This is a genomic window from Terrihalobacillus insolitus (genome assembly GCF_028416575.1).
Classification (GTDB): domain Bacteria; phylum Bacillota; class Bacilli; order Bacillales; family Amphibacillaceae; genus Terrihalobacillus; species Terrihalobacillus insolitus.
On the sequence record NZ_JAMQKB010000038.1, the window covers coordinates 1 to 13,355 of the forward strand.

The 13,355-nt window shown below is 41.4% G+C and carries 14 protein-coding genes; 7 read left to right on the forward strand and 7 right to left on the reverse strand.

Annotated elements, in window-relative coordinates:
• Positions 1-109: 109 nt before the first annotated feature.
• The 3 genes from NC797_RS17330 (at position 110) to NC797_RS17340 (ending at position 1,916) form a co-directional block, all read left to right on the forward strand.
• Positions 110-442: a transporter substrate-binding domain-containing protein gene (locus NC797_RS17330; RefSeq protein ID WP_272438079.1), complete on the forward strand. Its 333-nt coding sequence runs from the start codon at positions 110-112 to the stop codon at positions 440-442.
• Positions 443-549: 107 nt separating this feature from the next.
• Positions 550-1,194 carry an amino acid ABC transporter permease gene (locus tag NC797_RS17335; RefSeq protein WP_272438080.1) on the forward strand — a complete coding sequence of 215 codons (645 nt, stop codon included), beginning with the start codon at positions 550-552 and terminating at the stop codon, positions 1,192-1,194.
• Complete coding sequence (locus NC797_RS17340) at positions 1,194-1,916, forward strand: amino acid ABC transporter ATP-binding protein (protein ID WP_272438082.1); 723 nt, start codon at positions 1,194-1,196, stop codon at positions 1,914-1,916. The genes NC797_RS17335 and NC797_RS17340 overlap by 1 nt, the downstream gene beginning before the upstream one ends.
• 1,956 nt (positions 1,917-3,872) lie before the next feature.
• Here the strand turns inward: NC797_RS17340 and NC797_RS17345 are convergent.
• The gene (locus NC797_RS17345) at positions 3,873-4,523 is read right to left on the reverse strand and encodes a hypothetical protein (RefSeq protein WP_272438083.1); all 651 of its coding nucleotides are present in this window, start codon (positions 4,521-4,523) and stop codon (positions 3,873-3,875) included.
• A 172-nt stretch (positions 4,524-4,695) separates the two neighbouring features.
• Here NC797_RS17345 and NC797_RS17350 point away from each other — a divergent pair, with 172 nt between their 5' ends.
• Complete coding sequence (locus NC797_RS17350) at positions 4,696-5,307, forward strand: DNA-3-methyladenine glycosylase (RefSeq protein ID WP_272438084.1); 612 nt, start codon at positions 4,696-4,698, stop codon at positions 5,305-5,307.
• 206 nt (positions 5,308-5,513) lie between these two features.
• The gene (locus NC797_RS17355; RefSeq protein ID WP_272438085.1) at positions 5,514-6,191 is read left to right on the forward strand and encodes a TerC family protein; all 678 of its coding nucleotides are present in this window, start codon (positions 5,514-5,516) and stop codon (positions 6,189-6,191) included.
• Positions 6,192-6,261: 70 nt separating this feature from the next.
• Here NC797_RS17355 and mscL read toward each other — a convergent pair whose 3' ends face one another.
• Complete coding sequence (gene mscL, locus NC797_RS17360) at positions 6,262-6,759, reverse strand: large conductance mechanosensitive channel protein MscL (protein ID WP_272438086.1); 498 nt, start codon at positions 6,757-6,759, stop codon at positions 6,262-6,264.
• A 216-nt stretch (positions 6,760-6,975) separates the two neighbouring features.
• On the opposite strand from mscL, the gene NC797_RS17365 reads away from it, so the two are divergent.
• A complete protein-coding gene (locus tag NC797_RS17365; protein WP_272438087.1) occupies positions 6,976-7,386 on the forward strand; it encodes a hypothetical protein in 411 nt (136 codons plus the stop codon).
• Positions 7,387-7,518: 132 nt separating this feature from the next.
• Here the strand turns inward: NC797_RS17365 and NC797_RS17370 are convergent, their stop codons facing one another.
• The gene (locus NC797_RS17370) at positions 7,519-8,343 is read right to left on the reverse strand and encodes a DUF2268 domain-containing putative Zn-dependent protease (RefSeq protein ID WP_272438088.1); all 825 of its coding nucleotides are present in this window, start codon (positions 8,341-8,343) and stop codon (positions 7,519-7,521) included.
• 187 nt (positions 8,344-8,530) lie between these two features.
• Between NC797_RS17370 and mnmH the strand changes: the two genes are divergently transcribed.
• Positions 8,531-9,568 carry a tRNA 2-selenouridine(34) synthase MnmH gene (gene mnmH, locus NC797_RS17375; RefSeq protein ID WP_272438089.1) on the forward strand — a complete coding sequence of 346 codons (1,038 nt, stop codon included), beginning with the start codon at positions 8,531-8,533 and terminating at the stop codon, positions 9,566-9,568.
• A gap of 219 nt (positions 9,569-9,787) precedes the next feature.
• Here the strand turns inward: mnmH and NC797_RS17380 are convergent, their stop codons facing one another.
• From NC797_RS17380 to NC797_RS17395, 4 genes are all read right to left on the reverse strand, one after another.
• On the reverse strand, positions 9,788-11,113 hold the full coding sequence (locus tag NC797_RS17380) for a CoA-disulfide reductase (RefSeq protein ID WP_272438095.1): 1,326 nt from the start codon (positions 11,111-11,113) through the stop codon (positions 9,788-9,790).
• A gap of 433 nt (positions 11,114-11,546) precedes the next feature.
• Complete coding sequence (locus NC797_RS17385; protein WP_272438091.1) at positions 11,547-11,969, reverse strand: hypothetical protein; 423 nt, start codon at positions 11,967-11,969, stop codon at positions 11,547-11,549.
• On the reverse strand, positions 11,947-12,780 hold the full coding sequence (locus tag NC797_RS17390; protein ID WP_272438092.1) for a sulfurtransferase: 834 nt from the start codon (positions 12,778-12,780) through the stop codon (positions 11,947-11,949). The genes NC797_RS17385 and NC797_RS17390 overlap by 23 nt, the downstream gene beginning before the upstream one ends.
• Positions 12,781-12,869: 89 nt before the next feature.
• The gene (locus tag NC797_RS17395; protein WP_272438094.1) at positions 12,870-13,148 is read right to left on the reverse strand and encodes a DUF2933 domain-containing protein; all 279 of its coding nucleotides are present in this window, start codon (positions 13,146-13,148) and stop codon (positions 12,870-12,872) included.
• Positions 13,149-13,355 lie beyond the last annotated feature (207 nt).

The following is a 13,355-nucleotide window of genomic DNA, read 5'->3' on the forward strand; positions in this document are numbered from 1 at the left end:
CAAATACCCTATATATCAAGGGTTAATCATATTATTTTAACAATTTTGTTAGGACTACAAAAATCACAATAACTCTTTAAACCCTTGACAATAAAGGGATTGGAAATTTATGTCACCAAACTCGGGGTATATAAAAGAAAAAACAGAGGGAACACCGGAAGCTTTTCCACAAATTACAGAAGCTTATCAAAACGTTATTGCTGGTAGAGCAGATGCTGTTATTTATGACGTTCCAAACGTTCAATACTATGCAAATAAAGAAGCTGGCGGTGAGCTAAAAACCGTTGGCGAACGACTAACAGGGGAACAATACGGAATCGCCTTTCCAAAAGGATCTGAACTCCGTGACAAATTTGATGACGCTCTAACAACATTAAAAGATAATGGCACGTTTGGAGATATTTACGAAGAATGGTTTGGTGAACGTCCAGAAGGTATGTAAATCTTCTCTATTGTTAGCTGGATTGGATAAACAGAAGCGTGGCAAACTTGTTGTCACGCTTTTATACTAAATAATTTATGCAACCATCAAATCATGAGGTGACTACAATGATCGAAAATATTAAAGGAGTAAGTCCTTATTTAATAGAAGGAATCCAATTAACTTTGCTTATTACAATTGTCGGTGTTCTGATCGGATTTGTAATAGGTGCATTTATAGGAATTGGCCGTCTATCCAAGAATAAATTGATCTATAGTTTTTCATCCATTTACGTAGAAACGATTCGTGGCACCCCGATTCTTGTTCAAATCTTCTTCATCTACTTTGGGCTTTCGGATCTATTTGGAATTAATTTTGATAAAATAACTGCTTCTATCATTGCCATCGCAATTAATGCTGGAGCATATATTGCAGAAATTGTTCGTGGTGGAGTACAATCCATTGATAAAGGTCAATGGGAAGCTGGCAGATCTTTAGGTTTAACGTCTTCCCAAACAATGCGATATATCATTTGGCCACAAGCATTCAAAAGAATGATTCCACCCCTTGGCAATCAATTTATCATCAGCTTAAAGGATACTTCTCTATTTTCCGCCATTGCTGTTAACGAATTACTATATCAAGGGAAACAATTTGCAACAACTACATTTGTCTATTTCGAACCATATTTTATGGTCGGGGTCTTTTATCTGATCATTACAATCCCATCCATGATTGTTTTAAGAATGGTTGAACGGAGGTTAGACGTATAATGATTCATGTTAAAGATTTACATAAGTCATTTGGCACAACAGAGGTGTTAAAAGGTTTAACAACGGAAATTAAAGAAAAAGAAGTAGTTTGCGTCATTGGTCCCTCTGGATCGGGTAAAAGTACTTTTTTACGTTGTTTGAATTTATTGGAGGATATCACGTCGGGACAAGTGATTATGGACGGCAGAGATCTAACCGATCCGAAAACAAACATTAACGACGTCCGCACAGATGTAGGAATGGTGTTTCAACATTTTAACCTCTTCCCACATAAAACAGTTCTTGAGAATATCACCCTTGCACCTATTAAAGTGAAAGGTCTTTCCAATCAAGAGGCAAAAGATGTCGCAATACCTTTACTAGATAAGGTTGGATTATCTGATAAGGCCGATGTTTACCCTTCAAGTTTATCAGGTGGTCAAAAGCAGCGGGTTGCAATCGCCAGAGCTCTTGCAATGAATCCGAAAGTAATGCTTTTTGATGAACCAACATCAGCATTAGATCCTGAACTTGTTGGAGAAGTGCTAGAAGTAATGAAGGATTTAGCAAAAGAGGGCATGACAATGGTCGTTGTTACCCACGAAATGGGCTTCGCGCGTGAGGTTGGAGATCGTGTGTTTTTTATCGATGAAGGGATTTTCATGGAAGAGGATACACCTGAAAATATCTTTCACAATCCACAAAACCCTAGAACACAAGAATTCCTGAGCAAAATCTTGTAAGTCTCGCTAAGTCAAGCCACCTTGCAGCATATGCTTTAATGGAAGGATATTACTAGGATCCCGTAAAGACAGCAATAGCGATCAAAGACGGTCTAAACGGGCTGTTTTTGGCTTGCTTTTTGGCAATTAAGGGCCTCTCAGTCCGCCAAACCCGCCAATACCACGGTTTTTTGCTAAATAACGGTCTCTCAGTCCGCTAAAAATTCGATGCGGACTCAGAGGCCCTTATTTTCAGTAAAAGGCCTGTTTTTCTTGGTTAAGCGGACTCACAGGCCGTTATTAGCTCTAAATGGGCTACTTTTGGCTGGCTTTTCGGCAATTAAGGGCCTCTCAGTCCGCTAAACCCGTCAATACCACGATTTTTGGCCAAATAACGGCCTCTCAGTCCGCTAAAAATTCGATGCGGACTCAGAGGCCCTTATTTTCAGTAAAAGGCCTATTTTTCTTGGTTAAGCGGACTCACAGGCCGTTATTTGCTCTAAATGGGCTACTTTTGGCTGGCTTTTTGGCAATTAACGGCCTCTCAGTCCGCCAAACCCGTCAATACCACGATTTTTGGCCAAATAGCGGCCTCTCAGTCCGCTAAAAATTCGATGCGGACTCAGAGGCCCTTATTTTCGGAAAATAGCCTGTTTTCTTTGGTTAAGCGGACTCACAGACCGTTATTTGCTCTAAATGGGCTGTTTTTGGCTGGCTTTTCGGCAATTAAAAGCCTCTCAGTCCGCCAAACCCGCCAATACCACGGTTTTTTGCCAAATAGCGGCCTCTCAGTCCGCTAAAAATTCGATGCGGACTCAGAGGCCCTTATTTTCAGTAAAAGGCCTATTTTTCTTGGTTAAGCGGACTCACAGGCCGTTATTAGCTCTAAATGGGCTACTTTTGGCTGGCTTTTCGGCAATTAAGGGCCTCTCAGTCCGCCAAACCTGTCAAAACCACGGATTTTTGCCAAATAGCGGCCTCTCAGTCCGATAAAAATCCGATGCGGACTCAGAGGCCCTTATTTTCAGAAAATAGCCTGTTTTCTATGGATAAGCGGACTCACAGGACGCTATTTGCTCTAAACGGGCTGTTTTTGGCTTGCTTTTCGGCAATTAAGGGCCTCTCAGTCCGCCAAACCTGTCAAAACCACGGATTTTTGCCAAATAGCGGCCTCTCAGTCCGATAAAAATCCGATGCGGACTCAGAGGCCGTTATTTGCTCTAAATGGGCTATTTTTGGCTTGCTTTTTGGCAATTAAGGGCCTCTCAGTCCGCGAAACCCGCCAATACCACGGTTTTTTGCCAAATAACGGCCTCTCAGTCCGCTGAAAATTCTATGCGGACTCAGAGGCGCTTATTTTCAGTAAAAGGCCTGTTTTTCTTGGTTAAGCGGACTCACAGGCCGTTATTTGCTCTAAATGGGCTACTTATGGCTGGATTTTCGGCAATTAAGGGCCTCTCAGTCCGCGAAACCCGTCAACACCATCGATTTTTGCCAAATAACGGCCTCTCAGTCCGCTAAAAATTCTATGCGGACTCAGAGGCCCTTATTTTCAGTAAAAGGCCTGTTTTTCTTGGTTAAGCGGACTCACAGGCCGTTATTTGCTCTAAATGGGCTACTTATGGCTGGCTTTTCGGCAATTAAGGGCCTCTCAGTCCGCCAAACCCGCCAATACCACGGTTTTTTGCCAAATAGCGGCCTCTCAGTCCGCTAAAAATTCTATGCGGACTCAGAGGCGCTTATTTTCAGTAAAAGGCCTGTTTTTCTTGGTTAAGCGGACTCACAGGACGCTATTTGCTCTAAATGGGCTAGTTTTGGCTGGCTTTTCGGCAATTAAGGGCCTCTCAGTCCGCGAAACCCGCCAATACCACGGTTTTTTGCCAAATAACGGCCTCTCAGTCCGCTAAGGCTAAAAATTCGATGCGGCGGTTTTCATTTTTAAGCTAAAGTCTGCTTTAGAGGATGTTCTACGTCATTTTATGCTCTTATCATTTTCCACCCTAACACCATTGTCCAAAGAAAAGGAATACCATTTGTTAGAGGTAAGACGAAATAGGCAAGCTCATAATTAAAAAATGTAATCAAGATGCCTACAAAACCTAAGCATCCACCGATATATGCGCTATATTGAAACAAAGTCGATCCTTGATTGTTCTTTTTTAAATCCCACCCGAAATAGGCTACAGCAAGCCATATTACAGACATTGCGACATAGCCTAATAAAAGACCTAGAGCAAAAACGGCCTCCCAAACAATAAAGGTTTCATCCACCTCAACTCTCATCACTTTTTCTCCGATAATTGGAATCATCGTAAGTTCTGCAACGAGAATGGTCATCCAGAGTGCAAAAGACACACCTATTAGAATCGAAGCCGTTTTAGACTTGACGGATGGATTTATAATAAAAGAAGGATAGCCCATCAAACCAATTAACCAGAGTGACACAGCTAAAAGCATTCCGATATGATCCGTTGTCCAATTGTTGGAACTAGTATATCCATCGAAAGCACGGATACCATTAAATGGATCCACAAGTAATGGGTGGTATAAAGTAGCGATTACCATCCCTACAGCACCAATTAATATAAAAAAACCAGATATACGATGAAAATTCTCATTTCGATCCATGTAGCCACCACCTTTTCACCTAACAGTATTCCACTCGCTTACACGATATATAACGAACGTATAAATTTTGTCTAAGAGAGGATGTTCAAAGAGGCTTATCTGTGTATTTCCTATCACTCTTCTCATAAACTATTAAACAGAAAGTAAAAAGCGAGCAAGGGAGATTACAGGGATGGATAGAAATGAACGAAACATCGGAAAACCATTGGATATGAAATTTTATACGAAACCAACTTTGCAACTAGCTAAATCACTACTCGGTTGCGTATTAATACATGAATCAACAGAGGGAACTGCAGCTGGTCTCATTGTTGAAACGGAGGCATACATTGGACCAGCGGATCAAGCATCACATAGCTTCCAAAACCGTCGGACAAAACGAACAGAAGTAATGTTCGGACCCTCTGGCCATGCCTATACATATCAAATGCATACCCATTGTTTATTTAACATCGTAAGTGGTGGAATGAACCAACCAGAGGCTGTTCTCATCCGAGCCGTAGAACCATATTTGAATAAGGAACTAATCGCTAACAGACGCTCAAAGGTTAAAAATGAACGTGAGTGGACAAACGGACCAGGCAAATTAACAAAGGCGTTAGGGATTACGATGGATTACTATGGCCATCCAGTTAACCAATCACCACTATGGCTAGCAAAAGAAGAATCGGTTGCACCGTTTATGATTGCTTCGGGCCCTAGAATTGGGATTGATAATGCAGGAGAAGCTAAGGCCTATCCGTGGAGATATTGGATTCTAGGAAACAAGTTTGTTTCCAGATAATCCATGTTCAAAAAGGCCAGTAAAATTGACACTTGAGTACGTTATTCGTAAAATTATATGTATACGATTCACATTCAAAGATATCTACCATTTTGATCAAATAGAGGTTTAATGTTTGAGAGTTATTCATATAAAAGATAGTGAATCTGACAGCCTTATATCTTTAAAGGCTGTTTTCATTTTCGGGGAAGGATTGAAAAAAAGAAATGGAGCTTTTTTCTCTTGAATTTTACATCTCATTGGCTCAAATCGTATTCATTGATTTGGTTTTAGCTGGAGATAATGCAATCGTTATAGGCCTTGCCGCACGAAAACTCCCGCAAAAACAACAAAAGAAAGCGATCCTTTTTGGGACATTAGGTGCCATCACAATACGTATTGTTGCCGCTATTGCACTCATTTCACTTCTAAAAGTTCCTGGGTTACGTCTTATGGGTGGGATATTGCTCATTTGGATAGCGTACAAGCTATTAACAGATACGGATGATCATGACAATGTACAAGCTGGCCATTCACTTATTGGTGCTGTTTGGACCATCATTGTGGCAGACGCATTAATGGGTATAGACAATGTATTAGCCATTTCTGGCGCTGCAAAGGAAAGCTACCTATTAGTAAGTCTAGGTCTACTTATTAGTGTTCCTATCATTATGTGGGGTAGTACCCTGTTTATAAAATTAATAGAAAGCTTCCCTTCAATCATTTATATAGGTGGAGCGGTACTCGCCTATACTTCCGCAACCATGATAATAGGTGAACCATTACTGCAAAATGTTTTTAGTACCCCTATGCTCAAGTGGGGATTTATACTTGCTGTCATCATTGGTGTATTAGTTGCTGGTAAATTTACAAATGCAAAACAAAACTACCGCCGTACTTTCTAGCAAAGTCATATTAACTTTAGAGGGGCTCCATTATAGTTGAACATCCTCTTATACGGATTGGAGCCCCTCTTCATTTTATTTTTAATTTAGGCGATCTTTTGTAATCAATGGTTCGTTGATCAAGTTCAGAGCTACAATTGGGACATTTTACTGCTTGAGACGGAATCGATGTGCAACAAAAGGGGCATTCCTTCTTTGTCATGGACACGGCGGGATCTTGATTTGGTTTTTTCCAACGATTCAATTGTCTGATTACGATAAACACGGCGAAAAGCACAAAAATAAATCGAATAAAGTTCGTGATAAATACTCCATAGTTCACCGTTGCTGCACCCGCTTCTTGTGCCTCAGCAAGTGAAGTGTAATGCCTTCCGCTAAGACTTATGTAAAGCTCGGACAGATTTACTTTAGCTAAAATAAGACCTACTGGTGGCAGGAGGATGTCCTTAACGAGAGAGTCAATTAATCCACTAAATGCAGCACCCAAAACTATCCCAACACCCATATCTGCAGCATTTCCCTTAATAACAAACCGACGGAATTCCTTGAGAAAACGAATATAAACCAACCCCTTCTACCATAAAAAATCACTGTTCTAGCGTATGAAAGAAGGAAACAGGCTATGACTGTGCTATAACGTTTCCGCTTATCTAGTGTTTTGTCCAATCATTATAACGTCACCATACATATCCTAACACATGGATCAGCAAATCAATCATTCCATTTCGTAGTCAACTTGAACCAATACCTGTAGATCACTCTTCAGAGAAAGGAGTTGACACTTTTGTCATTAAGAAACATTCATTCCCAATGTTCTAATTGTGTTGGACGTTGTGTTGCGATTCGAACACGAAACGGGCGTATTCACAGAGGATTTGTAACGCACGTCAACAGAACACACGTCTTTGTTCGTCCAATCAGGAAAGCACCAATCGGTGGTTATAGTTACGGTTTTGGTGGACTTGGGCACGGTTTTGGCGGGCTCGGACACGGTTTCGGTGGACTTGGACACGGCTTTGGCGGACTCGGTCACGGAGGCTTTGGACCCCATGGTGGTTTTGGTGGGCACGGCTTTGGTGGACCTGGACACGGTTTTGGACACCATGGTGGTTTTGGTGGACTCGGGCACGGCTTTGGTTGGGCTATTGCTCTTGCAACTATTGCAGGTTTAGCCTTTTCACCCCATCATTGGTAAAGGAAATTGAAAAAATAGATCCTCGTCATGCGTTATGGCGAAATCTTATTTTTAGAAACAGGACAATTTGCTCAATCTTGAAAAGCCTGTAGCAGTTTACCTTTGCTACAGGCTTTCTGATTTTTCCACGCACTAAAAAGGAAAATCTGATCCTTGTACAATGCTTTCTGAGGGTAAACGTAACAGTGTTTTCAGATCTGTACTGTTGTTTCGTACGTAAGATAACACAAGATGATATCCAGTATGGTAACCCATCCATTTTGGAATGTTCCCACCCCCGTATAAAAGGTGAAGATGTTTATCATCCGTTTTTTTTATGTTGGAATTCATTCTAATCCATTTCATCCACCAATTTAATGCATCCTTAAATCTATACAATTTTGCCCACTTCGAAACATACCCCTCTCCTAAATAGTCACGAACAGCAATTTCCGCTATCCCCTCTAGTACAATGGAATCGAGTAAGTTTATTTCATCCTCAGGGAGATTCAAATATTCTAGTCGACACACATGATTGTATTCATGGGTCACTAATGCCCGTATTTCTTCTTTTGGGGTATGGTCGGAAATGAATATAAATACTTTATCTCGATATCCTAAACCAGACTTTCCGTTAAAATCGTTACGCAACATTTCGTTTTGGATGTTAGAAGGAAAAATAAAAACAGGAATATCAGGCCCCTTCCATTCTTCTTTCAACTCTTTAAATACCCTCTGCGTATTCTCCCATACATTGTTCTCCTTCATTCTATTAATCCTTTCTGCATCGGAGGGATGTGGAAGAAAGAAACCAAACTCATGAAGGTGATTCTGGATCTCATCAAGGAATGCATGATCGAAATACGGCTTTAAGTGCGAGCAAAGCTTCTGCCTTTGTAGCTCCATATTTTCGCTTTTGTTTATCCCTTTGTTTTGAACATAGTCTCTTAGCCAAGCATCTGTTGAAACGACAGCCATTTTTACACCTACCTGTTTAAACGGTTCTTTTTTACCATATGTGAAAAAGAACAAAATGATTAATTATTTACCTTCTTTTAACTCGCAAAAATTATATTCAGATTCTCCCCCTTACCCTTATTGGTTCAAAAATGGATTCAACTCCTTTAGAATAAAAGTTAATTCGTTTTAAAGAGGTGGATATGCATTGTTTAAAGATATTACTATAGATGATTTATTTACTATGCAACAGGATAAGGATTTTTCCGTCATCGATGTCCGTTCACCATCTGAATATGAGGAAGCAACAATTCCTGGCAGTATTAACATTCCAGTATTTAATGACAAGGAGCGCGCTGAAGTTGGCACGTTATATAAGCAAGAAAGTCCAGAGGCCGCAAAAGAGCGTGGCCTTCAAATCTTTTCTGCAAAATTGCCTCATTTCATAAAAGAATTTCAAGAACTACATGGAGAAAGGGCTGTATTTTGTTGGCGTGGAGGCATGCGTAGCAAGACAGCTGCCACTGTAGTTGACCTAATAGGCATGGACGTTTTTCGATTAAAGGGTGGAATACGCTCTTATCGAGAATGGGTTGTTCAGACGTTAGAATCATATGAGCTAAAGCAAAATGCCTATGTATTAAATGGATATAGCGGAACTGGAAAAACAGTAATTCTTCAAATGCTTTCTGACGAGGGTTACCCCGTTCTAGATTTAGAAGGAATGGCGAACCATAGAGGATCCATCTTTGGTCAGATTGGTCGAAAGCCAAACAATCAAAAGCGTTTTGAATCACTGTTAGTTCACGACTTATTACGTATAGAACAATCTCCCTATGTATTATTGGAAGGAGAAAGTAAACGAATCGGTAAAGTAGTTTTACCTGAATTTTTGTATAAAGAAAAAGAGCAAGGAATCCAATTGTTTCTTGAATTACCTATTGATGAGCGTGTGACAAACATCTTAGACGATTATCACCCTTGGGATCACCACCAAGAATGCTTAGATGCCTTTCAAATTATTAAAAAAAGAATCCATACACCGATTGCAAAAGAAATAGAACAGAACTTAAAGGACGGCAAATACCGTTCGGCCGTTACGTTGCTGTTGCAATATTACTATGATCCACTTTACGAACACTCCGCAAAACAATATCGTTCTGATCGTGTCATAACGATCAAAGCAAAAGATACAATAGATGCAAAAGCAAAGATCCAGCAGATTGTAGGGCAACTTATAGCTTAAGAATCCGGAACCCCGCTAATTCGTATTTAGCGGGGTTCCTTGTGCGGCGTAACAGGTCAAAACAATTGTATAATTCACATGGTTTTGGTTTTTACCACTCCTTTCATAATTCACATAAAAATTTGTTTAATGAGTAAGCCGTTTTATTGTTTTTCGGCCCTGCTTGCGTCCTCATAACTCCGATGAGTCGATTAGACCTACCGTTATTAATCCAGATAACTAGCCTCGTCGGGCAGCTTGCTGTAATGGATCCCATGTACTGTTAAAAGGGGGCGCATACCCTAAGTCGAGATCCTCTAATTCATGAAGACGCATGCCATGATACAATGCTGTTGCAAGGACGTCAACACGTTTGTCAACGCCGTTCTTACCAATTAACTGCCCGCCTAAAAGTCTTTCGTCGTCTTTGCGGAATATCAATTTCACATGGAGTGGATCATTATCCGGATAATAGCCGGCAATATCTAAGGATCCGATACGCACAGTAGCGTAAGGAAGATTGAGTGCCTGTGCTTCTTTTTCAGAAATACCCGTGCGACCGAGGGTAAGGTCCATGAATTTGATTACAGAAGTACCGGTAACTCCTTTAAATGTTTTCGCAAGACCGATCATGTTTAACCCGGCAATCCGTCCTTGTTTATTCGCCGTTGAACCAAGGGGAATATAATCGTCTTTTTCTTTTACAATATGATACTGTTCTGCACAATCCCCTGCTGCATAAACGTCACGGACGTTCGTCTCCATGTAACGGTTGACACGGATGGCACCCTTTATGCCAGTGGCAATTTCGGTTCCTTCAATCAATTTGGTATTGGGACGGATGCCGACTGAAATCAGAACAAGATCGCACGGATATGACGCTTTGTCTGTTTGAACAACTTCCACCCGTTCTTCCCCCTTCAGCACCTCCACCTTTTCATTGGTATGAACAGTGATGCCTTGTTTGTCTGCTTCCTCATGAATGAGGGTCGCCATGTCCGCATCAAAAATTTTCGCCAAATGGTCACCGTGCTCGATGATTCTTACCTGCTTGCCTAGCAATTTAAAAGCTTCAGCCATTTCAAGGCCAATATAACCGCCTCCAACAATAGTTACCTGTTCAACATCATGATTCAAATCCTCCATGATTTGCTTAGCATCGGCAATCGTTTTTAACGTATGGACACCAGTAAGATCAATACCGCGAATATTCGGCACACCCGGACTTGCACCTGTCGCAAGAAGCAGCTTATCATAACGATACTCAAAGGATTTACCACTTAAGGTATCGGTTCCATAAACAGCCTTTTTAACTGGATCCACCCGTGCAACCTCATGATTGGTCTTGGCGTCAATCCCCTGTTCACGAAATGCTTCTACCGTTCGAGCAATCAGTTTATCGGTCGAAGAAATCAACCCGCCAATTGTGTAAGGAAGCCCGCACTGTCCATACGAATAGATATCGCCTTTTTCAAGTGTCACAATGTCTGCATTCTGCCCTTTTCGAACAATCTGCATGGCTGCACTCATGCCCGCTGCATCCCCACCAATAATGACATATCTCATCCTAATCACCTCCGTCTCATTATACTAGACGCAAATCTTTGCCTTTTCAAATCTAAATTGGATTGTGAATCGGCATCGTGTGCATCATGCCCGTTTCAGCCTAGTAGGCCCAAACTATCACATTGGAGCCGCTATCGTAACCGTTTCAATCCCTGTCGGCCTCAAACGGGGACATTAAAGCCGACATCGTGACCATATCGACTCCTAGTAAGAGCTGATGAAAGCATCGAAAAGTGCAGATAACTCTCCATATATTGACCGTCTTGATTGAAGGAAATTATAAAAGGGGTCGATTGAAACCCACCGATCACCAAAATTGTTGTTAAAATCATATTTCTTCCAATACCCCAGATATCAGAGACTAGTCTATCGTGGAAACAGGATCAAAGCATAGAAAACCGGCACGTAAAGGCTCACTCACGTGCCGGTTTTGTCATTCCCATTTTCGAATCGCACCATCGTCTAAGCAACCAACCCCAACAAGACCTTTGACAAAGTTATCACTTAAAGGCAGGTTAACCATTGCCATCAGCCAATGTTCCCTTTCGACATCAGGGAGGTTGTGGATCCAGCGCTCAACCGGAAAATGAATAAGACGATCCTCAGAAGCAATCCCGAAGTCAAGCGCCCAAGCGCCTGGCTTTGAAATTCGGCCAGAGGAATCCGTCCGAATAATTTTATAAGCAGAATCGCCTCTATATTTATCTAATACTTCCGATTTAAAGAAGAGCTGTAGGTTTTCCAATTTATTTTTCTTAATAATGTCTTCAAAAAAGCGTTTTTGCACTGGACGGTCATGAATGGTTTCCCATGGTGAATCCGCCATATTGGAATTACCTTTCAATTGGGACGCCAACCATGCTGCCCCATTCGGTCCATGATCCATCATAGTTTCTGACATTCTGATAACCAAGAAGTTCATGTAAGACGAACCATGTATGAGCGGAGCGCTCTCCGATCCGGCAGTATGTAATCACCTCTTTATCAGGTGTAAGCCCTTTTCCACCATAAATCGCTTCAAGCTCTTCTGTAGATTTGAAGGTTCCGTCGTCATTGGTTGCCGTCTTCCAAGGAACATTCACAGCACCAGGTATGTGGCCACCACGCTGGGCCGTTTCCGTCATACCCGGAGGGGCAATGACTTCCCCTGTGAATTCTTGTGGACTGCGGACATCAACTAGATTCACTCCCTTTTGAATAGCATCAGCGACTTGTGGTTGAAGAGCTCGGAATGCGTAATCAGTCTCTTTTGCTTGATAGGTCACTTCCTCCACAGACGGAACATCCTCTACAAACAGCCGGTTTTCAAGCTCCCACTTCACCCGGCCGCCATCCATCAATGTAACACGGTCATGACCGAACATCTTAAGCTGCCAGTAAGCAAATGCTGCAAACCAATTGTTATTATCACCATAAAGGACAATTAAGGTATCAGGTGTAATACCAGATTTGCCCAACAATTCTTCAAGCTGTGTTTTATTTAAAATATCACGGCGGATTTCATCGTTTAGCTGCGTCGTCCAATTCCAGGCAATAGCCCCTTCAATATGGCCTGACTCATAAGCACTATTATCCACATCCACTTCAACTAGACGAACATTTTGGTCAGCTTTGTGTTCTGCCACCCATTCTGTTGATACAAGTGCTTGTGTTTTTAATTCTGTCATTTGATCTCCTCCTTTTTATTTGGTGATACGATTTGGTTAATGCATAACCTATTGATCCAGTAGTTATTTTACCATTTTTTTGGTTCCAACTAAAGCGCTTCCCGTTTGGTTTGATCTTTTTTTATTGGAACAACGGTTGCTGGCTTTGACTCAGATGCCTTCAATGCCTTCAGTTCTTCCGACAGCTTATGATTTTGCTCCATTAAATCTGTCATATTGGTCTTGAGGGCATCAAGTTCCTGACTTTGTACAGCGGCTGTTTGTTCCGTTGCTTTTCCGTCTTTCTTCTTATGCTCACCTGACATCCCTTTCATGCAAAAGAGCATCATAAGCGGGCATGCTAACAATAAGAGAAGCGTCCAACTCATACCTTCACCTCCATGTCTTTTGATAATAATTATAACCATCAATTGTGTGAAAAGTGTGAAGAAAAGTAATGAAAGTACGTAAATTGAACTACCCACCACTTACAAAAGAAAGTTCGCTTTTGTTGAAGTGGGGGATTCTAGTTAAATAGACATACACGGTTTATGTTGTGTATGACCGTATCCCGTTCAACTAGGATACGGTTTTTC